The sequence below is a fragment of the Agrobacterium sp. 22117 genome (assembly GCF_052045735.1).
Lineage (GTDB): Bacteria > Pseudomonadota > Alphaproteobacteria > Rhizobiales > Rhizobiaceae > Agrobacterium > Agrobacterium cavarae.
The window spans coordinates 285,330-308,096 of the sequence record NZ_JBQEPP010000007.1 but is presented as its reverse complement, the minus strand read 5'-3'; the positions used below and the strand labels follow the sequence as shown (position 1 = coordinate 308,096).

General features: G+C 59.8%; 16 protein-coding genes. 7 read left to right on the top strand and 9 right to left on the bottom strand.

The genetic code is table 11. The features are described 5' to 3' along the window. Positions 1-27 precede the first annotated feature (27 nt). The 4 genes from ACTJKV_RS20550 (at position 28) to ACTJKV_RS20535 (ending at position 8,747) form a co-directional block, all read left to right on the top strand. Positions 28-4,188: a translocation/assembly module TamB domain-containing protein gene (locus ACTJKV_RS20550; RefSeq protein ID WP_274103382.1), complete on the top strand. Its 4,161-nt coding sequence runs from the start codon at positions 28-30 to the stop codon at positions 4,186-4,188. A gap of 210 nt (positions 4,189-4,398) precedes the next feature. Next, positions 4,399-6,183, top strand: coding sequence for a methyl-accepting chemotaxis protein (locus tag ACTJKV_RS20545; protein ID WP_112359253.1), 1,785 nt, complete (start codon positions 4,399-4,401; stop codon positions 6,181-6,183). Further along, entirely contained in the window at positions 6,183-6,659 is a 477-nt protein-coding gene (locus tag ACTJKV_RS20540) for a chemotaxis protein CheW (RefSeq protein WP_062424868.1), read from the top strand. Before ACTJKV_RS20545 ends, ACTJKV_RS20540 begins: the two co-directional genes overlap by 1 nt. A 318-nt stretch (positions 6,660-6,977) precedes the next feature. Next, positions 6,978-8,747: a methyl-accepting chemotaxis protein gene (locus ACTJKV_RS20535; protein WP_274103383.1), complete on the top strand. Its 1,770-nt coding sequence runs from the start codon at positions 6,978-6,980 to the stop codon at positions 8,745-8,747. 332 nt (positions 8,748-9,079) lie between these two features. On the opposite strand, the gene ACTJKV_RS20530 is transcribed toward ACTJKV_RS20535, so the two are convergent. The 7 genes from ACTJKV_RS20530 to ACTJKV_RS20500 form a co-directional block, all read right to left on the bottom strand. Continuing rightward, the gene (locus ACTJKV_RS20530) at positions 9,080-9,490 is read right to left on the bottom strand and encodes a F0F1 ATP synthase subunit epsilon (RefSeq protein WP_062424870.1); all 411 of its coding nucleotides are present in this window, start codon (positions 9,488-9,490) and stop codon (positions 9,080-9,082) included. 87 nt (positions 9,491-9,577) lie between these two features. Further along, positions 9,578-11,035, bottom strand: a complete 1,458-nt coding sequence (gene atpD / locus ACTJKV_RS20525; protein ID WP_062424871.1) for a F0F1 ATP synthase subunit beta — start codon at positions 11,033-11,035, stop codon at positions 9,578-9,580. A gap of 23 nt (positions 11,036-11,058) precedes the next feature. After that, complete coding sequence (locus ACTJKV_RS20520; RefSeq protein WP_062424872.1) at positions 11,059-11,937, bottom strand: F0F1 ATP synthase subunit gamma; 879 nt, start codon at positions 11,935-11,937, stop codon at positions 11,059-11,061. A 27-nt stretch (positions 11,938-11,964) separates the two neighbouring features. After that, a complete protein-coding gene (gene atpA / locus ACTJKV_RS20515; RefSeq protein WP_062424873.1) occupies positions 11,965-13,494 on the bottom strand; it encodes a F0F1 ATP synthase subunit alpha in 1,530 nt (509 codons plus the stop codon). Next, positions 13,494-14,060: a F0F1 ATP synthase subunit delta gene (locus ACTJKV_RS20510; RefSeq protein WP_186330269.1), complete on the bottom strand. Its 567-nt coding sequence runs from the start codon at positions 14,058-14,060 to the stop codon at positions 13,494-13,496. Before ACTJKV_RS20510 ends, atpA begins: the two co-directional genes overlap by 1 nt. Positions 14,061-14,321: 261 nt before the next feature. Beyond that, positions 14,322-14,708 (bottom strand): AGROH133_08824 family phage infection protein, encoded by a 387-nt coding sequence (locus ACTJKV_RS20505; protein ID WP_062424875.1) that lies wholly within the window; start codon positions 14,706-14,708, stop codon positions 14,322-14,324. Positions 14,709-14,791: 83 nt separating this feature from the next. Next, entirely contained in the window at positions 14,792-17,035 is a 2,244-nt protein-coding gene (locus ACTJKV_RS20500; protein WP_274103385.1) for a primosomal protein N', read from the bottom strand. Between the two features lie 179 nt (positions 17,036-17,214). On the opposite strand from ACTJKV_RS20500, the gene ACTJKV_RS20495 reads away from it, so the two are divergent. Next, positions 17,215-18,150: a tyrosine recombinase XerC gene (locus tag ACTJKV_RS20495; protein ID WP_274103386.1), complete on the top strand. Its 936-nt coding sequence runs from the start codon at positions 17,215-17,217 to the stop codon at positions 18,148-18,150. A 90-nt stretch (positions 18,151-18,240) separates the two neighbouring features. Then, positions 18,241-19,338 carry a TraB/GumN family protein gene (locus ACTJKV_RS20490; protein ID WP_274103387.1) on the top strand — a complete coding sequence of 366 codons (1,098 nt, stop codon included), beginning with the start codon at positions 18,241-18,243 and terminating at the stop codon, positions 19,336-19,338. A gap of 112 nt (positions 19,339-19,450) precedes the next feature. Here the strand turns inward: ACTJKV_RS20490 and ACTJKV_RS20485 are convergent, their stop codons facing one another. Next, positions 19,451-19,915 (bottom strand): DUF2867 domain-containing protein, encoded by a 465-nt coding sequence (locus tag ACTJKV_RS20485; RefSeq protein WP_274103388.1) that lies wholly within the window; start codon positions 19,913-19,915, stop codon positions 19,451-19,453. A gap of 259 nt (positions 19,916-20,174) precedes the next feature. Between ACTJKV_RS20485 and ACTJKV_RS20480 the strand changes: the two genes are divergently transcribed. Continuing rightward, positions 20,175-22,172, top strand: coding sequence for a BCCT family transporter (locus ACTJKV_RS20480; RefSeq protein ID WP_274103389.1), 1,998 nt, complete (start codon positions 20,175-20,177; stop codon positions 22,170-22,172). A 72-nt stretch (positions 22,173-22,244) separates the two neighbouring features. Here the strand turns inward: ACTJKV_RS20480 and ACTJKV_RS20475 are convergent, their stop codons facing one another. Continuing rightward, complete coding sequence (locus ACTJKV_RS20475) at positions 22,245-22,739, bottom strand: cytochrome b (RefSeq protein WP_112954608.1); 495 nt, start codon at positions 22,737-22,739, stop codon at positions 22,245-22,247. Between the last annotated feature and the right edge of the window lie 28 nt (positions 22,740-22,767).

Genomic DNA, 22,767 nt, shown 5'->3' with positions numbered 1-22,767 from the left:
GACGAAGCGAAGTGTAGATTATCCTTCATGACAATGCTGATTCGATTGCTGAAGTGGTTCGCCTATATCGCACTCGGGGCTATCGCCCTTGTTGCGGTGGTGGTTCTTTTCCTGGGCTTGAGCCCCTTCGGCGCACGTTTCGTAGCAGACGAAGTCTCACGGCTTGCCTCCAGCAAGGATCGGACGATCACCATTTCGCCGCCGGAAGGCCTGTTGAGCGGCAGGCTGCGGCTGGACGCGGTGACGATTGCCGATCGGGATGGCCCCTATGCCAAGCTCAACGGCGTCGAGCTCGACTGGTCGCCGCTCGATCTCCTGACCGGTAAATTCCATGCCGAGAAGCTGACAGCCGCCACTATCACCGTCGATCGTCTCCCTCTTCCATCGACGGAACCGGCCGATCAGAGTTCCGGCAGCTTCACCCTGCCTGTCGAAGTGGCCATTGACGATCTCTCCCTGCCGAATATCGAACTTGGCCAGAAGCTTGCCGGCCGTCCGTTCTCGCTCAGCGCATCCGGCCATGGCTATGCCGCATCCGACACGATCACAGCCTCCCTCTCCGTCACCCGCAAGGACGAACAGCGCGCCTCGATCGACGCCGACTTCGCCTATGTTCCGGGCGAGAACGTGCTGAAACTCAAGGCGCTGTTGAACGAGCCGGAAGGCGGTCTGCTCGCCAATCTGTTGCGTCTTCCCGGCGCTCCCGCCGTCTCGATCGACCTCAATGGCGATGGACCGCTATCGGACTGGACGGGCAAGCTCGTCGGCTCCGTTGGCGGAAATCAGGTCCTGACGCTTGATGGCCGTCATAGCCTCGCATCCGATGGAACGCGCCGGATCACGCTGCAGGGCGGCGGGGAGCCGGATCGGCTGCTGCCACCACTGATGCGCCAGCTCTTTACCGGAGAGACCAAGATCGACCTTGCCACATCCATTTCGCCGGAAGGGCGCATCAGCGTCGAAAGCGGCAATCTGGAAACCGGCGCTCTGATCCTGACGGCCTCCGGCAGCATCGATCCCCAAGGCCAGAACGATCTTACCGCCAATCTGATCGGCACCAACGGCCCCGTCGATGTGCGCCTGCCGCTTGGGCAGGACGAGGTTGAGGCGCTGGTCGATGGCATCGATCTCAGCCTGCGCGGCAATGCCGATGCGGCCAGATTGAACACCGTCGTGTCGCTGCGCTCGCTCACCGCGCCGCAAGGCACGCTTCAGGGTGTGAAGCTGACCGCAACCAGCGACGATCTGAATGTTGCCAGCCGCACCGGCACGATCCGCACGCTGCTTGCCGTCGATCAGTCGGCGCTGACCGCGCCCGATCTGGAGCGCGCCGTCAAGGCACCGTTGAAGCTCAGCGCGCCCTTGCGCGTCTCGCCGCAATCCATCGCCTTTGAAGGCGCCACACTGGAAAGCGCCAGCATCGGCGGCACGGCAAGTGGCTCCTACGATCTCACCGAGGGCCGCGTCTCATCCAACTTGCGCCTCTTCGTGCTGCCCTCCGTACTGCCGGCTGGTCTGTCTGAGAAATTCGACGGGACGATTGCGATTGACGGCTATGTCAACAGCCTCATCGGCGGCGCAACCAGCCTTGAAAACCTTGTGGTGAAATCGAGCACGCTTGAAGCCAATGGCGATGTGACCCTCGACAATGGCACGATCGGCGCAAAACTCTCCGGCCGCCTGCCCTCGCTGCAGAAGCTGTCACCGCGGGCGCAAGGTTCGCTCGACTTTTCGCTGGAGGCAAACGGCCCGATCAATGCGGCGGATTTCACCGCCAATCTCTCGGCGGCCCGTGCAACATTGGCGGGACGCTCGCTGCAATCGCTCAAGGTTTCCGCCAGCGGCAAGGCGGATGTCGCAGCCCCGCAAGCCAAGTTCCAGGCGACCGGTACGCTCGACAACCAGCCGATCGATGCCTCTGCCGCGCTCGTGCAGACGGGTGAAGGCACGGCCATTCCGGAGCTGAACGTCAAGGTCGGCCCGAATGTCTTGACCGGCAAGCTGCAACTGACGCCGCAATTCCTGCCATCCGGCGACCTCTCCTTCGATTTCCCCGATATTTCGCTCTTGGCAGCGCTTGCCGCCCAGCAGGCAAGCGGCGACCTGAAGGGCGATGTCGCCATTAGCAATACCAATGGCAAGATTGCCGCCACCATCCGCGCCAGCGGCAACACCCTCCGGCAGGGCACCACGACGATTGCCGGACTGGTGGCCGATCTGAAGGTGGACGATCTTCTGGCGCTCGCCATCAACGGCAATGTAAAGGCGGACAAGATCGATGCGGGTGCCGCGGCCCTCTCCGGCATCACGCTTGACATCGATCACGCCGCCAACGCCACCACATTTGATCTCAACGGTCGTTATGACAATGCGCCGCTGGTGCTCAAAGGTCGGGCAAACACCGGTGCCTCGCCGATGACCGTCTCCGTGGACGCCTTCTCGGCAACGCCGCGCGGCATTCCGGTGCGGCTTGCCGCCCCCACTGTGATCGCCATCGAAAACGGCGCTGCCCGTATCGCAGGCCTCACCATCCAGACAGGCAACGGGCGGGTCGATGTCAACGGGACGGCTGGGTCCACGCTTGATCTTAACGTCGCCATCCGCGCGCTGCCCGCCAATCTTGCCAATGCTTTCTCGCCGGGGCTCGATGCCGCAGGCACCATTTCCGGCACGGTCGTGGCAAAAGGGGCAGCGACCGATCCGGCTGTCGATTACGATTTGACCTGGTCGGATGCAGCGGTGGCCCAGACACGCGCCGCAGGCCTTGGCCCCTTGGGCATCAAGGCGAATGGCCGTTATGCCGGGCAGACGTTGCGGCTTGATACGACGCTATCCGCAGGTGGCGGCCTGGCGCTTTCCGGCGGCGGTACGCTCGGCCTTGCTGGTGACCGACCGCTTGCCATGAGCTTCAAGGGCAATATTCCCTTTGCCGCGCTCGCAGCCCAGACATCCGCCCAGGGCTTCGTCGTCAACGGCTCCGCTGCTGTCGATATTCGCATCGAAGGCACGGCAACCGCGCCATCGGTGACGGGCACGATCACCACGGACGGCGCCCGCGTGACTGATGTTCGCCGCAATCTGACCATCAACAATATAGCCGCGACGATCAGCTTTAACCGCGATGTCGCCACCATTTCGCGGCTGACGGGCGCCATGTCAGGCGGCGGCACGCTCTCGGGCTCCGGCACCATCGGCATCAATCCCGGCGCGGGTTTCCCGGCTGATCTCAGCCTCACGCTGAACCGCGCCACATACGTGGACGGTACGCTGTTCTCCACTCAGGCCAGCGGTACAGTGACGTTGAAGGGGCCGGTACTGACCTCGCCCATGCTGGCCGGAACGATCACGCTGGATAAGAGCGCCATCACCATTCCTGAGCGCCTGCCGGCCTCGCTGACGGAAATCGACATCAAGCACAAGAACGCACCTCCTGCGGTCCGGCGTCAGGACGCTGAACTGCGGTCCGACCAGGGTGGCGACGGCACCTCGTCCTCCATTGGTCTCGATCTTCAGATCAATGCGCCAAGTGGCATTTTCGTGCGCGGTCGTGGTGTCGACGCCGAGCTGAACGGCAATCTGACGGTTCGCGGCACGGCGGCGAACCCACAGGTCTCTGGCGGTTTCACCATGCGCCGCGGCCGGTTGGAAATTCTGACCCGTCGACTTGATTTCACCAATGGCGACATCACGTTCGGCGGCGGCCTGATCCCCGTTCTCAATATGTCTGCCGACTCCACCGTAGGCTCCAACACCGTGACGGTCACCGTCAGCGGCAATGCAAACGATCCGTCCTTCGCCTTCAGCTCCTCTCCCGCGCTGCCACAGGACGAGATCATGGCGCAGCTGATCTTCGGCCAGTCCATGTCGAAACTCTCGCCCTTGCAGATTGCACGGCTGGCAGATGCGGCAAGCCAACTCGCCGGCGGCCGCTCCACTTCTCTTTTCGACAGCCTGCGCAGCAATCTGGGCATTGACGATCTCGATATCTCCACCGACGCCGAGGGACGCGCGCGTGTCTCCGCCGGCAAATATATCAACGACAGAACCTATCTCGAGCTTGAGCAGAGCGGTGATTCCGGCGCCAAGGCGATCATCAATCTCGATGTCGGCCGTGGCGTGAAGCTGCGCGGCTCCGCCGGTGGAGATGGAGAAGGCGCCGCCGGCGTCTTCTATGAGAAGGAATATTGAGCAACTTTTGCGTGAACCTTAGGAGTTCGGCAGGTAGCATCGCGAGAATAGTCAAACCCTTCAAAATTCAGAGATTTTTAAATTTGATGGGCTAAAACAATTGTTGTTGCCCTGAACCATCCGCGCCGGTTGCGCTTAAGGCTCTTGTCTGCACGCAACGCAATAGTGGTGTGACCTTGCGGTTGAACCGTGAGTGATGGAGTTCACTGAATGCTTTCTCTTCCTGGAACCCATGCCAAGGCGGTTCTAGCCGCTCTTGGTCGTTCTCTGGCGATTATCGAATTTGACACTTCTGGAAAAATCCTGTCTGCGAATGAGAATTTCTGCGCCGCGATGGGTTACACAGCCGATGAGTTGATCGGCAAGCACCACAGCATGTTTTGCGAACCGTCCTACGCAAACAGCGATGATTACCGGCAGTTCTGGAAAAATCTCGCGGCTGGCCGTTTCGACAAGCGTCAGTATAAGCGGATCGCCAATGGCGGACAGGAAGTCTGGATCGAGGCCTCCTACAATCCGGTCATGGCCGGCGGCAGCGTCAAGAGCGTCGTCAAGCTTGCAACCGTCATCACCGAAACGAAGCGGAAAGCGTCCGAAGATGCCGGGAAGCTGGAGGCGATTTCGCGTGTGCAGGCCATCATCGAATTCACCCCGACCGGCGACATCATCACGGCGAACCAGAATTTCCTCGATGCCGTCGGCTACAAACTTGAAGAAATTCAGGGAAAGCATCACCGCATTTTCTGCGAAGACAGCGTCCGCAACGATCCGTCCTACAATGAATTCTGGAAGACTCTGGCTGGCGGCACATTTACCGCAGCCGAGTACAAGCGCTTGAGTAAAAGCGGCAAGCCGATCTGGATCCAAGCATCCTACAATCCGATCTTCGATGAGAACGGCAAGGTGTTCAAGATCGTCAAATACGCGACCGACGTGACCGATCGCGTTGTGGCTGTGGACGATCTTGCCGCCAGCCTGACGGCATTGTCGAATGGTGACCTGACAGGCACGATCTCCGTACCCTTTACCCCGACGCTGGAAAAAGTTCGCCACGATCTAAACGCCTCGCTGGAAAAGCTTCAAGGCGCAATGCGCGATGTGGCGAAAAGCACCAGCAGCATTACCATGGGTGCGCGTGAAATCAGCGACGCCACCGACAACCTCGCGCGGCGTACCGAACAGCAGGCGGCGGCACTTGAACAAACCTCGGCGGCATTGCACGAGATCACTCGCACCGTGGCGCAAAACGCCGAGCGTGCCGAAGAATCAGGCCGCCTCGTTGCCAATACGAAGGCTGATGCGGAACAGTCGGGCCTCATCGTCGGCAAGGCAATCGATGCCATGGGCCGCATCTCGCAATCCTCCAACGAGATCGGCAACATCATCGGCGTCATCGATGACATTGCCTTCCAGACCAACCTGCTTGCACTGAACGCCGGTGTCGAAGCGGCACGCGCCGGAGAAGCCGGCAAGGGCTTTGCGGTCGTGGCGCAGGAAGTGCGTGAATTGGCGCAACGCTCGGCCAATGCGGCAAAAGAAATCAAGACGCTGATCAACACCTCCGCCTCGCAGGTAAAGGAAGGCGTCGATCTCGTCGGCGAGACCGGCAACGCGCTGAGCAAGATCGTCGGCCAGGTGGCGGAGATCGACACCAATGTCGCGGCGATCGTCGAGACGGCGCATGACCAGGCCAACGGCATCAAGGAAATCAACCACGCCGTTGAAGCCATGGACACCAACACTCAGCAAAATGCCGCGATGGTGGAGCAGACGACCGGCTCCAGCCACGGCCTCGCGCATGAAGCGCATGTCCTGCACGAACTTCTCGCGCAATTTAGATTTGAGAAACATTCTTCTGTTACGAATCAACCAGTGAAGCTGGAACAAAGAACGCCCGTTGCGCGCGCTCCGGAGAGGAAGCCGAAACCCGCGGTCTACGCGACATCCGGTTCTCTTGCTCTGGCTCCGACACAAAAGGATTGGGAAGAATTCTGATGGCAATGATCAACTCGACAAACTTCGGCGGCGAAACCCTCGAAATCATAGCGTTTCGTCTTCACGATCAGGAATTCTGCGTCAAGACGACCACGATCCGCGAAATCCGCGGCTGGGCACCGTCCACGCCCATCCCGCATGCTCCACCGGATGTGATCGGCGTCATGAACCTGCGCGGCTCGGTCATTCCGATCATCGATCTGGCTTACAAGCTTGGCATGACGAGCACGGTTGCCAATGAGCGCAGCGCCATCGTCGTTGCCGAAGTGCACAACATGGTCATCGGCATGCTGGTCGACCGCGTCTCCGACATTCTGACCATCCCGGCGAGCCAGGTTCAACCGGTTCCGGAAGTTTCCGCCTCCTTCGACAAGTCCTTCTCCGAAGGCATCATTGCCAACGAGCATGGCATGATCTGCTTCCTGAACCTCGCCAAGATGTTCAAGGGAACCGATATGGATGAACTGGCCGCCTGATCGGCACCTCATCTTCAAGACCAATCATCAAAGCCGTGCGGACAGCTCCGCGCGGCTTTTTGCTTTTCCCTGGAGGCCTTGCGGAGCGAGACACCGGATTGATCCCGCTGACCTCCGAAGCCATCACCGCACCACACAAGAGTATTTTCTACACGTCATTATTGCGCTCGCGCTAAGAAAGAAACTTTTAATATTAATTTGCTCTAATACACTTAGACGAGCGCATAATCGATCCGGCCGATGCGCAAGTAACGGGCGTTCTTGTGCTCAGTTAACCAGGAGCACGACCTCAACATTTCGGCTGTCCTGGAGAAGAAAATGTTTTGGCTGGTAAAGAGCGCAGACAAGACCAATGTTTTAAAGGCATTCTCCGCATCGCAAGCCGTGATCGAATTCGATCTGCACGGCAATGTGCTGGATGCAAACGCGAATTTCTGTGCTGCACTGGGCTATGAACTGTCCGACATCGTGGGAAAGCACCACCGGATCTTTTGTGATCAGGACTTTGTCACCTCCCCAGACTACCGTGACTTCTGGAGCGCGCTTGCGTCAGGTTCCTTCAAGACCGGCGAGTTCAAGCGGCTGCGCAAAGACGGGCGAGAAATCTGGATCGAGGCGTCCTACAATCCCGTCTTTCGCGGCAACAAGCCCTACAAGGTGGTGAAGATCGCCAGCGACATCACGCAGAAGAAGCTGAAGGCAAAAGAGGATAACAGCAAGCTGGAGGCGATCTCCCGCTCCCAGGCGGTCATCGAGTTCACACCAGCAGGCGACATCATCACCGCCAACGAAAATTTCTGTCGTACTCTGGGCTATGGCTTAAACGATATCCAGGGCCGTCATCACCGCATGTTCTGCGAGCAAGCCTATGCCACCTCGGAGGCCTATCGCGATTTCTGGCGACGGCTGGCCTCCGGTGAATTCATCTCCGACGAGTTCGTCCGATTTGGCAAGGATGGCAAAGAGGTCTGGATCCAGGCAGCCTACAATCCTATCCTTGACGACAGGGGCGCGGTGGTGAAGGTGGTGAAATTTGCCACCGACGTGACACCACGCATGAGCGCGATCTCGACTCTCGGCCTGGCACTGCGCGCACTCGCTGAAGGCAATCTGCGCCAGAGGCTCGACACCCCATTCGTGCCCAGCATGGAGAAGCTCAGAAGCGACTTCAACGAGGTCATCGAGAAGCTGCGCATTACGATGCAGACCGTGGCGCAGAACTCGGAGATCATCGCCTCCGGCTCGGCAGAGATCCGTGTCGCCGCAGACCAGCTTGCGCAGCGCACGGAGCAGCAGGCCGCCTCTCTGGAGGAGAGCGCCGCAGCGCTCGAGGAAATCACCACCACGGGCGCGGACGCCAGCCAGCGGGCCGATGAGGCGGGCCGCCTCGTCAGCGCGACGAAGGCGAACGCCGAGCGCTCCGGTGAGATCGTTCAACGTGCCATCGCCGCCATGGACGCCATCTCCCATTCCGCCGGTGAAATCACCAACATCATCACCGTCATCGACAGTATCGCCTTTCAGACAAACCTTCTGGCGCTGAATGCTGGCGTTGAGGCGGCGCGCGCGGGCGAGTCCGGCAAGGGTTTTGCTGTCGTGGCGCAGGAGGTGCGCGATCTTGCCCAACGCTCCGCCGCAGCGGCCAAGGAGATCAGGCAACTGATCAATGCATCAGGCGCGCATGTGGCGCGCGGTGTGGGGCTGGTGGGCGAAACGGGCGAGGCCCTGAAGGATATCGCATCCCAGGTCGAGTTGATCGACACCAACGTGGCGGCCATTGTCGAAGCGGCACGCGAACAGGCGTCAGGCCTCAGCGAAATCAACAACGCCGTCAACCTCATGGACCAGGCCACGCAGAAGAACGCCGCCATGGTGGAAGAGACGACGGCAGCCAGCCATGGGCTTGCACGTGAGGCGGAGACGCTCCGCCAACTCCTGACACAGTTTGATGTGGGATTCGCGACCGGAGCCCCGGCTGCTGCGCCTGCTCCTGCCCGAGAGGTCTTCACAGCTGTGAGACCCGCGCCGGCTCGACGCCATGGTTCAGCGGCACCGGCCGTCGTTGCCGCGGAATGGACGGAGTTCTGAAGGCCGACAGCATCTGGGCGAAAATCGCATCCGATTTGCGGAAAGCTCAACGCGCCGATCAACGAAGATAGAGCATCCTTTGTGCGTCCAATAGCACGCGCGGCGCTCTGATTGTCCCTGAGATAGGATGTGACATAAGCCGGGTGACGTCATCGGCCTGAAAGCCGTCGGGAACGTCGACAGTCGCATTCGACGCCCTGTAGCTATTTATGCTGCGCTGGATATTTCCACCGTTGAGAGCGGCGCGCCAACATAAAAAAAAGCGGTCACCAGGACCGCTTTTTTCTCATTTCCTATGTGGACGGGTGCTCGCGCGACCCCGCCCGGTCCTTTCAAGCGGCGACGAGAACCTCGTGCAGGTTCGTCAGCTCGTAAAGGTGCTTTTCCAGCTTCGTCAGGTGATCGTGATGGTGGTTGCCTTCCTCGATCTCCGAACGGGCCGTCGCGATGCGCTTCTGCAGATCATCGGGGCTCATGTCGTCAGCCGAGACGGCCGACTCTGCAAGCAGCGTGCAGCCGGTTGGCAGGATGTCGGCAAAACCGCCGAACACCACATATTTGTGGGTTTCGCCGGACGCCGTCTTTACCCGCACGATGCCGGGCTTGATCGTGGTCATGACCGGCGCATGGTTTACCAGAACCGTCATTTCGCCTTCCGTCGCCGGAATCACGACCTCGCTGACCGTCTCGGAAACTAAGAGACGCTCAGGAGAAACAAGTTCGAATTTGAAAGTGTCGGCCATGGCTATTCACTTCTTCTGATTGCGCGACAGACGATGTCGCGGGGGGCAACGGCGCGCGGCGAAAAACCGCGCACCAGTTCAATCACATCAAGCGGCTTCGCCAGCCAGCTTCTTTGCCTTCTCGATGGCTTCGTCCATGGAGCCGACCATGTAGAATGCCGCTTCCGGCAGGTGGTCGTACTCGCCGTTGACGAGACCCTTGAAGCCCTTGATCGTGTCTTCGAGAGCCACGAGCTTGCCCGGAGAACCGGTGAAGACTTCGGCAACGAAGAACGGCTGGGACAGGAAGCGCTCGATCTTACGGGCGCGGGCAACCGACAGCTTGTCTTCTTCCGACAGTTCATCCATGCCGAGGATGGCGATGATGTCCTGAAGAGCCTTGTAGCGCTGCAGGGTCGACTGAACCTTACGAGCCACTTCGTAGTGCTCTTCGCCAACGATCAGCGGGTCGAGCATGCGCGAGGTGGAGTCGAGCGGGTCAACAGCCGGGTAGATACCCTTTTCGGCGATCGAGCGCGACAGAACCGTCGTTGCGTCCAGGTGGGCGAACGAGGTTGCAGGTGCCGGGTCGGTCAAGTCGTCGGCGGGAACGTAAATGGCCTGAACCGAGGTGATCGAACCCTTGGTCGTGGTGGTAATGCGTTCCTGCATCTGGCCCATGTCCGTGGCAAGCGTCGGCTGATAACCAACTGCAGACGGGATACGGCCGAGCAGAGCGGACACTTCCGAGCCAGCCTGCGTGAAGCGGAAGATGTTGTCCACGAAGAACAGAACGTCCTGGCCTTCGTCACGGAAGTTTTCAGCGATCGTCAGACCGGTCAGAGCAACGCGGGCACGTGCGCCTGGCGGCTCGTTCATCTGGCCGTAAACGAGAGCAGCCTTTGAGCCTTCGCCACCGCCGTGCTTGTTCACGCCGGACTCGATCATTTCGTGGTAAAGGTCGTTACCTTCACGGGTACGCTCACCCACACCTGCGAAGACGGAGTAACCGCCATGCGCCTTGGCGACGTTGTTGATGAGTTCCATGATCAGAACCGTCTTGCCGACGCCAGCGCCGCCGAACAGGCCGATCTTGCCGCCCTTTGCGTAAGGTGCCAGCAGGTCGACGACCTTGATGCCGGTGACGAGGATTTCCGATTCCGTCGACTGGTCGACGTAGGCAGGGGCTTCCTGGTGGATAGAGCGCTTGGTTGCCGTGTTCAGCGGACCAGCTTCGTCAACCGGCTCGCCGATGACGTTCATGATACGGCCGAGCGTCTCAAGACCAACCGGAACCGAAATCGGCGAACCGGTGTTAGCCACCGGCTGGCCACGAACCAGACCTTCGGTCGAGTCCATCGCGATCGTACGAACGACGTTTTCGCCAAGGTGCTGCGCAACTTCGAGAACAAGGCGGTTGCCGTTGTTGTCGGTTTCGAGCGCGTTCAGGATCGCCGGCAGTTCGCCTTCGAACGCAACGTCCACGACAGCGCCGATAACCTGCGTAACCTTGCCGGTAGCGCCCTGGGTCGCTGCGGTCTTAATGGGGGTAGCTGCCTGAGCCATTATCCTTACCCTCTTTCCTTACCTCAGAGCGCTTCCGCGCCCGAAATGATTTCGATGAGTTCCTTGGTGATCTGAGCCTGACGCTGACGGTTGTAGGAGAGCGTCAACTTGTGGATCATTTCACCGGCATTGCGGGTTGCGTTGTCCATCGCGCTCATCTTTGCACCCATTTCGCCAGCCACGTTTTCCAGCAGTGCGCGGAAAACCTGAACGGAAATGTTGCGCGGAATGAGGTCTTCCAGAATGGAGGCCGCATCCGGCTCGTATTCGTAGATCGCCGTGTTGCTGGTCGCTGCCTGTTCGACCGTCGGAACAGCAGCCGGGATCAGCTGGAGGCCGGTCGGGATCTGGCTGATCACGGACTTGAACTCCGAATAGATCAGCGTGCAGACATCGAACTCGCCAGCGTTGAAACGGGCAATGATGTTCTTGGCGATCGTATCGGCATTGGCAAAGCCCACCCGCTTCACGTCACGCAGTTCAATGCGCTCGATGATGTTGGACGAGAATTCGCGACGCAGGCTGTCATAGCCCTTCTTGCCGACCGTGATGATCTTGACCGTCTTACCCTGCGCCATCAGCTTGCGGGCTTGATCGCGGGCAAAGCGGGAAATCTGTGAGTTGAAACCGCCGCAAAGACCGCGCTCGGCCGTGCAGACGACGAGCAGATGCACATCGTCCTTGCCGGTTCCGGTCATCAGCGCCGGAGCGACATCGGCTTCCACCGCCTGAGCGATGTTGGCCAGCACGGCGCTCATGCGCTGCGAGTAAGGGCGGGCGGCCTCCGCAGCTTCCTGGGCGCGCCGAAGCTTCGCCGCGGCGACCATTTTCATCGCCTTGGTTATCTTCTGCGTCGCCTTTACGGAGGCAATGCGGTTTTTCAGATCCTTTAGTGAAGGCATCCGTTATCCGTCCCAGTCAGAGCCTAATCAGGAGAAAGACTTGGCGAAGTTATCGAGAGCAGCCTTGAGCTTGCCCTTGGTATCGTCGCTGATAGCCTTTTCCGTGCGGATGGTGTCGAGGATCGCCTTGCCTTCGGAATGAAGGTAGGAGAGCAGACCCTGTTCGAACTTGCCGATCTGGTTGACCGCGACCTTATCGAGGTAGCCATTGACGCCAGCGAAGATCACCGCAACCTGCTCTTCCGTCTTGAGCGGAGAGAACTGCGGCTGCTTCAGAAGCTCGGTCAGACGCGCACCACGGTTCAGCAGGCGCTGGGTGGAGGCATCGAGATCCGAACCGAACTGGGCGAATGCTGCCATTTCACGATACTGGGCAAGTTCACCCTTGATCGAGCCGGCAACCTGCTTCATGGCCTTGATCTGAGCGGCAGAACCAACGCGCGAAACCGACAGACCGACGTTAACAGCCGGACGGATACCCTGATAGAACAGGTCGGTTTCGAGGAAGATCTGGCCGTCGGTGATCGAGATCACGTTGGTCGGAATGAAGGCGGAAACGTCGTTGCCCTGGGTTTCGATGACCGGCAGAGCCGTCAGCGAACCGGAACCCATTTCGTCGCTCATCTTGGCAGCGCGCTCGAGAAGACGCGAGTGCAGATAGAAAACGTCGCCAGGGTAAGCTTCGCGGCCCGGAGGACGACGCAGAAGAAGCGACATCTGACGGTAGGCGACAGCCTGCTTGGAAAGATCGTCATAGGCGATCAGGGCATGCTTGCCGTTGTCACGGAAGTATTCGCCCATGGCGCAACCGGCAAACGGAGCCAGGAACTGCATCGGAGCAGCGTCGGATGCGGTTGCCGCGATGATGATGGAGTATTGCAGAGCGCCACGCTCTTCCAGAACCTTGACGAACTGGGCAACGGTCGAACGCTTCTGGCCGACGGCGACGTAGACGCAGTACAGCTTGTCGTTGTCCGGGCCGTTGTCGTGGATCGGCTTCTGGTTCAGGAACGTGTCGAGAATGATGGCGGTCTTGCCGGTCTGGCGGTCGCCGATGACGAGCTCGCGCTGGCCACGACCAACCGGGATCAGAGCGTCAATAGCCTTGAGGCCGGTCGACATCGGCTCATGAACCGACTTGCGCGGAATGATGCCAGGAGCCTTGACGTCGACGCGGCGGCGTTCAGTCGCATTGATCGGGCCCTTGCCGTCGATCGGGTTGCCGAGAGCGTCAACGACGCGGCCGAGCAGCTCAGGACCGACAGGAACGTCAACGATCGCGCCGGTGCGCTTGACGATGTCGCCTTCCTTGATGTCACGGTCGGAACCGAAAATAACAACACCGACATTGTCGGCTTCAAGGTTCAGCGCCATGCCGCGAATGCCGCCGGGGAACTCGACCATTTCACCAGCCTGGACATTGTCGAGGCCGTAAACGCGAGCAATACCGTCACCAACGGACAGAACCTGGCCGACTTCGGAGACTTCCGCCTCGTTGCCGAAATTTTTGATTTGATCTTTCAGAATTGCGGAAATTTCCGCGGCGCGGATATCCATCAGCCAACCTCTTTCAGTGCAAGCTTAAGGGTGGAAAGTTTGGTGCGAAGAGACGTATCGATCTGGCGTGAACCGACCTTAACGATGAGACCGCCAAGCAGGGAGGGATCAACCGTAAGATCGATCGTCACATCCTTGCCGGTCACACTCTTGAGCGCCGCTTTCAGTTCAGTTTCCTGCGCTTCATCGAGCGCATGCGCCGAAGTAACTTCGGCAACAATTTCGCCGCGGTGAGCAGCAGCAGTGGTACGGTAGGAGGCAATCATGCCGGGAACGGCAAACAGGCGGCGGTTATTGGCCACGACCTTAAGGAAATTGGCAGCAAGACCGGAAATGCCAGCCTTTTCAGCGATGGCCGAGATGGCCTTCGACTGATCTTCCGCAGAGAAGACCGGGCTCACAACCAGACGCTTCAAGTCGTCACTTTCATCGAGCAAGGCCTGAAACCTGTCGAGATCGGCACCGACTGCCTCAACAACACCCGCTTCCAAGGCAAGCTCGAAAAGCGAAGACGCATACCTTTCCGCTACACCGGATGTTCCATGGGAGGTATCTGCCACGGGCAATTTTTCCCTGCTATTCATCCAAGAAAACGCAGCCGAGCGATCGGCTTCGTCAAATTCTTGAATTCGTTTCAATTTCCCCGAAAAAGGCTGGAATTCCCCCCTGCCTTATCTCGATTTCGCGGTCCGTCTAGCATAGGACGCCGGGACTCGCAACACGCGTAATAGCGGAAACCTTCTTTTGGGCAAGGGGGAATGCCGTTTAATTTTCCCAATGACGCGCTTGTGACGCTGATACCGGAAAGAAATGCTTCAAATCGTACATTAGACCAGTCCGAAGACATACATCAGCGGAAGAGCAGCGAGCGCGGCATGCACAACCAGAAGTAAAGAATTGCGGATCGTTGCGCCTCCATCGGAGAGGATGGAGAGCAGCGCGCCGAAAGAGGCAAGCGCGAATGCGCCACCAAAGGCAAGGTAGACCATCGGCTGGGCGAGAAGCAGTGCCGACGCGCCAAGACCGAGATAGAAACCGGCAAGGCAAGAGCGGATCAGCACCAGCCCGTCACGACGTTCGCCCGCCACCTGCAGGCCGAAGAGGCGAAAGGTGATCATCGGCGCAAACATCACCACCAGGCCGATCAGCGACGACACAACCGCTGCAAAAAAAGCTAGCTGCTCACCGAGTTCTGTCGGAAAGTAAAACTCCATTATTGCGCCCCCAAATTGCGAATCCCTTGGCCGCCTTATGCCATGACAGGAACGATGCCGAAAGATGGTTGCGTCCGACCCCGTCACAGGAAGCTTTGCGGATCGATATCGGTCTGTACATGGATGGAGCCGCGCTCCTTCGGGCCATTGGTGATCATCGCCCGCAGGAAGGACTGCATGTCGGAATTGCGCTTGCCATGCACCAGAAGCCGGAAACGGTGCCGCCCGCGGATGAGTGCCAGCGGCGCTTCCGCCGGACCAAGCAGCATGATGCCCGGCGCTTGCGGCGCGGAGGCGCGAAGCGCACGCGCATGGGTTTCTGCTTCCGCCCTGCTATCAGCCGACACGATGATGGAGGCAAGGCGTCCAAAGGGCGGCAGCATCGCCTTTTCCCGCTCGATGATCTCGCGGTCGTAGAAGGCCTCAGCATCGCCCGACACGATCGCCTGCATCACCGGATGCTGCGGCTGATAGGTCTGCAGCAGGCCATGGCTCTTGCGCCCGGTGCGCCCGGCGCGGCCCGTCACCTGCGACAGAAGTTGGAAGGTGCGCTCTGCCGCCCGCGGATCGCCATTTGCCAGCCCGAGATCGGCATCGACAATGCCGACCAGCGTCATCAGCGGGAAATTGTGGCCCTTGGCGACGAGCTGCGTACCGATGACGATATCCGCCTCACCCTTTACGATCGCTTCCAATTCCAGCCGCAGGCGCTTCACGCCCATCAGGTCGGAGGACAGCACGATGGTGCGGGCTTCAGGGAAATGCTTCTCGACCTCTTCGGCGATGCGCTCGACGCCCGGACCACAGGCCGCGAGATGATCGAAGGTCCCGCATTCCGGGCAATGATCCGGGGTCGGTTCGCTATAGCCGCATTGATGGCACTGGAGTTGGCTGCGGAAGCGATGCTCCACCAGCCAGCTTGAGCACTGCGGGCACTGGAAGCGATGGCCGCACACCCGGCAAAGCGTCAGGGGTGCGTAGCCACGTCGATTGAGGAAAAGCAGAGCCTGCTCGCCCTTCTCGATCGTCTTGGCAATGCCGCGCAGCAGGACAGGAGAGAGGAAGCCGCCACGTTCGGGCGGGTGGCGGCGCATATCGACCAGATGCAGATCCGGCATCGCCGCATCGCCAAAGCGTGTATGAAGATGAATGGTATTGTAACGACCGGAATTGCCGTTGACCTGGCTTTCCACCGATGGCGTGGCCGAAACCAGCACGATGGGAAAATCGCCAATCCGAGCCCGCACCACTGCCATGTCGCGCGCATTATAGAAGACACGATCTTCCTGCTTGTAGGCTGGATCATGCTCTTCATCGACGATGATGAGGCCGAGATTGTCGAAAGGCAGGAAGAGTGCCGAACGCGCACCCGCAACCACTCTCACCTCACCCGTCACCGCTTGCCGCCAGACCCGTTCGCGCATGCGCGGCGAGACATCCGAATGCCACTCTGCCGGGCGCGAGCCGAATCGATCCTGAAACCGGTCGAGAAAGGCGGCGGTCAGAGCGATTTCCGGCAAAAGGATCAACACCTGCTTGCCTTGGCGCAAAGTCTCGGCAACCGCTTCGAAGTAGACTTCCGTCTTGCCAGACCCCGTCACGCCATCGATCAGCGAAACGGCAAAGCCACCCTTGCGCACATCCTCCAGAATTTCGGAGGCCGCTTGCCTTTGCGGCCCTTCCAGTCGCGCTGGCGAATATTCGGGGTCAGGCTCCGCCACCACCGGCGGCGCTGGCAGGAAGACGGTCTCGAACACACCCTGCTTGGCAAGACCCTCGACCACGCTGGTGGAAACACCCGCCGCATGGGCAAGGCCGCTCCGCGTCCAGCCATGGCCTTCGCCGGCAAGCTCGATCACCCGTTCGCGTGCAGGGGTCAGCCGTTCCGGCCGGGCTTCGGTCAGCCGCAATCCTTCGACCATCGGCTCGGGATCGAAGGCGGCGGGCGCCCGCAATGCCATCTTCGCCACCAGTCCGGGCGGAGAGAGCGTATAGGAGGCCACCCAATCGATGAAGCGACGCATTTCTTCGCGAAGCGGCGGGCAGTCGAATGTCTTTGTGATCGGACGAAGCTTCTTGGGATCGACGGGCGGCCCGTCATTCTTGTCCCACACCACGCCGATGACCTGTCTGGGACCAAGCGGTACCTGCACGATGGAGCCAGGCTCCACCACCATATCCTCCGGCACGCCATAGCTATAGGGCCCGGGCGCCGGCATCGGCACCAGAACGGGAACGGCGATGGTTGGCCCGCCACTACCGGGCTTCACGCCGCCGGAGGTCGGGCCAAACAGAGCCCCGAAAAGATCGGTCGAATCGTCTGCCATGGTTGCGGCGACATTGTCCTTTAGGAAACGAAAAGGGAACCTCTATAGCATCGTTGCGGAAATCGGAACGGTTTTCACACATATCATGATCGGAGCTTCCCACCGCGTTATCGCGCCTTTAACCAAATACTGACCGCGTGAGCCTATGATGAATGCCCAAAGACAAAGGGATGCATGACGTGGACGAAATTCTCACCTTTGCCGATCCGGACCTTCTAGAAAAGCGCCGGGAATGGCTGGCTGCTCTGGAAGACGAGCGGCGTCTGTCAGAGCACACGCTGGATGCCTATGAGCGCGACACGCGCCAGTTCCTGATCTTCATGACCGGCTATAACGGCCATCCGGCCCGCATCAAGGATATCGAAAATCTCCGCGCCACCGATCTGCGCGCCTTTCTAGCCGCCCGCCGCAAGGAGGGAACCGGCGCGCGATCGCTTGGCCGAAACCTCGCGGGCCTGCGCTCGCTCCTGCGCTTTCTGGAAAAGACCGGGCTCGTCAATGCCGCAGGGGCCACTGCCATGCGCGCACCCAAACAGCCAAAGTCCCTGCCCAAACCCTTGACCGATGGTCAGGCGCTCAGGATCACCACGCAGGAAGGGCAACTGGCTGAAGAACCGTGGATCGCAGCGCGCAACGCCGCGGTGCTGGCGCTGCTCTATGGCTGCGGTCTACGCATTTCCGAAGCGCTCGATCTGAAGCCCGGCGATTTTCCAGCAGGTACCAGAAGTCTGCGCGTCATCGGTAAAGGCAAGAAGATGCGCCTCGTGCCGCTGCTGCCCGTCGTGCTGGAGGCGGTGGAAACCTATCGCAAGCTCTGCCCCTATGCGCTCGCCAGCGACGAACCGCTTTTCCTCGGCGCACGCGGCGGCAAGCTCCAGCCGGCGATCATCCAGCGCGAAATGCAGAAGCTTCGCGGCGCCTTCAACCTGCCGGACAATGCCACGCCGCATGCGCTGCGCCATTCCTTCGCCACTCACCTTCTGGCGGGCGGCGGCGATCTTCGCACCATCCAGGAACTCTTGGGCCATGCCAGCCTGTCGACGACGCAGATCTATACCGGTGTCGATACGGCACGGCTCCTCGACATCTACGACAAGGCCCATCCAAGGGCATAATTCTTGTTAACGCTTTGTAAACCATGAGCATTAACCGTCCGTGCAAAGGCGCGCTCCTATAAGCCATAAGGTGCAGACGGAGGTGATTCGATGACCGTTCTCTTGCGGCCGCAAGGCCTGACAGCGCTACTGATGGGCCGGTTCGGCAACGCACTTTTGTGGCTCTTGGCCGCACTGCATCTGGCTGCACTCTCCATTCTGCTGATGACGCTTCTGACCCTCTCGGATGCCAATGCCGCCGAACAACAGGCCGATGCCTGCGGCGGCAGCGACATCCTGGTGGCGATGCAGAAGACCGACCCACAAGCTTACGCAGCCATCGTCGCCGAGGCTTCGAAAATCCCAAATGGCGAAGGCACGCTCTGGAAGATCGAGAAGGATGGCAAGGACCCCTCCTGGCTTCTCGGCACCATGCACCTTGCCGATCCCCGCGTGGTCGATATGCCAAAGGGCGCGAAAGAAGCCTTTGCCAAGGCCAAAACCGTCATCGTCGAGTCCGACGAGATCACCAGCGAGAAGAAGGCAGGCGCCTCGCTTCTTGCCCGCCCTGACTTGACCATGTTTGTCGATGGCAAGTCCATCACCGACATGCTGTCTGCGGACGATGTGGCAAAGCTCGAAACCGGCCTGAAGGCGCGCGGCATTCCGCTGAATGCGGTGATCAAGATGAAGCCCTGGATCCTCTCAAGCTTCGTGGCCCTGCCCGCCTGCGAACTGGCGCGCAAGGCCAAGGGCGCGGAGTTCCTCGACATGAAGCTTGCCAATGATGCGCTGAAAGAGGGCAAGCAACTCGTCGGGCTGGAAACGCTGGTGGAACAGATGAGCGCCCTGTCCGATCTGCCGATGACCTTCCACGTGCAGTCGCTGATCGAGATGCTGCGCATGGGCGACCGGATGCAGGACATCATGGCCACCATGATCGATCTTTATCTGAAGGGCGAGATCGGCATGGTCACGCCGATGATGAAGAGCATTGATCCGGACGAGAACAACAAGGGCGACGATGGTTACGCCGCCTTCGAACAACGGCTGATCACCGACCGCAACCACGTGATGGCAGACCGGGCCGAAAGCCATCTCGATCAGGGCGGCGTCTTCATGGCCGTCGGCGCACTTCATTTGCCCGGCAATGAAGGCGTGATCGAACTTTTGCGGAAGAAGGGCTTTACGCTGACCCGCGTGAACTAAAGCATGTCGCGCAAAAGTGTGCAGCGGTTTTGCGATCACGACATGCGACAAAACAAGGACTTAAAGCGTATGGAGCGAATCTGAAAGATCGCGACGCGCTTTAAACGCGCTCCTAGACCAGAGCGGGACGAACATCCCGGCAAAAGGGCCGCATCGTTGCCGGCACGATGCGCCGGTGAAACGGCCCGACGGCGAGAAGGTACATCCGCCCGAACAGGTTCTTGCGCCGAACCAGAGTGGTCACGCGGACCAAAGTGCCGCCTGTCCTTTCTTCTAGATCCACCACGATCCTGAAATCCAGATGGCGGTCGTCGAAGCCGAGAACCGTGCGCTCCGGTGAAGACGAGATGACAGGAAACCCGCCGGCTGACTCGCCTGCCGCCAGCGCCACCATTTTCAAATCGAAGACTGCGACGATACTGTTGCGAAGCGCCATCAACCCGTTGATCCAAGCCGGCGGATGATCGAGGAGACGCCGAGCGACATCGAGCGAATGCGGCCGGTGGTCGTCCACCTTCCCCTCAAAGCAATCGCGCCAATCCGCGCCCGGCAATATGTCGCTCAAATCTTTCGTCACCAACGCTTCGCCTTCCACCTCGGTGTCCCCAAGAGGGACTATGGTCCTTTTCCCGACGCGCGGATACGCGACAATCCGACGCTGCTGCGACCTCGGCTGGCTCGGCTTCCGCGTGTATTAGCAAGCCGTGTCCGAAAACAGACAGACACACGCAACTATTTGGCGCGCAATACATTTGCGGCATGGGCGCGGTTCGCGTGGGGCATCCGCGCCTGCCTGACAGGCACATATTCAAGTTGTAGATTGAGAGGGAAAACACATGGGCGAAGAACAAGCTTCAGAAGACACAAAGCCTGTGGGGTTGATGGAAGGTGTCAACAAACCCGTATTTTTCTGGTCGGTCGGTCTGACCGCCATCTTCGTTCTGGCCGGCGTCATCTGGCCGCAAGGTTCCGCCAGCGTCTTCAGCGGAGTGCAGTCCTGGATCGTCACCGAACTCGGCTGGATCTACCTGCTGTCAGTGGCAATCTTTCTGATCTTCATGCTCTATCTCGGCTGCTCAAGCTATGGCCGCATCAAGCTTGGCCCGAACCATGCGGACCCGGATTTCAGCTATGGCGCATGGTTCTCCATGCTCTTTGCCGCGGGCATGGGCATCGGGCTCGTCTTCTTCGGTGTCGCCGAACCCATCAAGCACTTTACCGCACCGCCAACCGGGGATCCCGCAACGATCGAGGCGGCGAGAACCGCCATGGAAATCAGCTATTTCCATTGGGGTCTGCATGCCTGGGCCGTTTATGCGGTGATCGGCCTGTCGCTGGCTTACTTCTCCTTCCGCCACGGCCTGCCGCTTACCATGCGGTCCGCTCTCTACCCGCTGATCGGTGACCGCATCTATGGCCCGATCGGCAATGCCGTCGATGTCTTTGCTGTCATCGGCACGCTTTTCGGTGTCGCGACATCGCTTGGGCTCGGCGTGTTGCAGGTCAATGCCGGTTTCAACCATGTTCTCGGCTGGCCGATCAACTTCTGGGTTCAACTGCCGCTCATCGCCATCATCACCGCCATGGCGACCATTTCGGTGGCGACCGGTCTCGACAAGGGCATCAAGTTCCTGTCGAACCTCAACATGCTGATGGCCGTGGCGCTGATGCTCTTCGTCTTCGTCATGGGGCCGACGACCTTCCTGATGCGCGCCTTCGTCCAGAACCTCGGCGCCTATCTCGATCATTTCGTCATGCGCACCTTCTACATGTATGCCTATTCGCCGGACGAAGGTCCGAGCAAATGGCTGGGAAGCTGGACGCTGTTCTATTGGGGCTGGTGGATCGCCTGGTCGCCCTTCGTCGGCATGTTCATTGCCCGCATTTCGCGCGGCCGCACCATCCGCGAATTCATCGCCGGCGTTCTGCTGGTGCCGGCAGGCTTCAGTTTCGCCTGGATGACGGTCTTTGGCGATACCGCGATCGCGTTTCACCTGACAGGCGCCACGACGGCTGTGTCGGACGCCGTTTCGAAGGACGTGACACTGGCGCTCTTCGTGTTCCTCGAGCAGTTCCCCTTGGGTCTCTATGTGTCCTGGTTCGCCATGGCGCTGATCGTCTTCTTCTTCGTCACCGGCGCAGATTCCTCTGCCCTCGTCATCGATACGCTTACATCGGGTGGACGCGAAGATGGACCGGTGGCGCGTCGCGTCTTCTGGGCGATCACGTCGGGCATCATTGGCGCGATCCTTCTTTACGCAGGCGGCCTCGATGCCCTGCAAACCGCCTCGATTGCTGGTGCGCTTCCCTTCACCTTCGTGATGCTCTTGATGTGCTGGGGTCTGTGGAAAGGCTTGCGGCGCGAGGGTGTGCGCCAGGATGCCCTTATCCAGAACTTAAGACCACGCAACGCCATCTCCTGGCAGCGCCAGTTGCAGGGTATTCTCCACCATCCCTCGAAGGCCGAGGGAGAGCGCTTCATGCGTGAGACGGCCACCGATGCACTGCGCGCCGTCGCAACGGAACTTGAAAAGCGCTCGCTGGTCACCACGCTTGCGGAAGAACCCGGCAAGCTGAAGCTGACGGTCGCGCCGGGCCAGCCGGAAGAATTCGTCTATGGTGTGCGCATGCGCCGCTACGAAACCCCGGGCTACAGCTTCTTCGAAAGCCAGAGCAACCGCAAACGCGCCGATTATTACTACCGGGCGGAGATCTACCTTCTCGATGGCGGCCAGAATTATGACGTCATGGAGTTCTCGAAGGACGAACTCATTCAGGATGTGCTCGAGCAATATGAACGGCACTTCCAGTATCTTCACGCCATCAGGGCGTAGCGCGATCTGATCGACGTTCTAAGAGGGGCAAGCCGACGCCGAGCGGCTTGCCCCTTTATAGTTGAGAAGTCCTCAAGCCATGCGCCGCAACAGGTTGGTGCGCCAGAAGAACTGATGGACCAGCACGCCAAGAATGTGGAGCACGATAAGCGCCCAAAGCAGGAGCTTGATCGGCCCGCCATGCAGCTCACCCGCAATATCATTGCCGAAGTAATATTTGCCGATGCCGCTCATCGGCATGAGGATGAAGATCGCGTAAAAGGCCCAGTGCGTGACCTTGGCCACAAGCTTGGCGATCGGCGGCTCGTCCGCAGGTGCCTCCGGCACGCCCTGCACCAGCCGAAGACAGAGCCTCACAAGACAGAGAACCAGAACGGCGATGCCGACATAGGCATGGATATTGGCCGACGAAATATCATCCGGCGTGATCGGCTCACCACGGCGCATCAGCCGGTTCCAATGCTCCATGCCATCGGAAAAAATCAGGTTGAAGAGGATCAGCAGCGCCATCGTCCAATGGAGCGCCTTCTGCGGTATGCTGTAGCCGGTGACCGTCGTTGAACCCATGAGGTTGCTCCATTGTGAGGTTTATGGA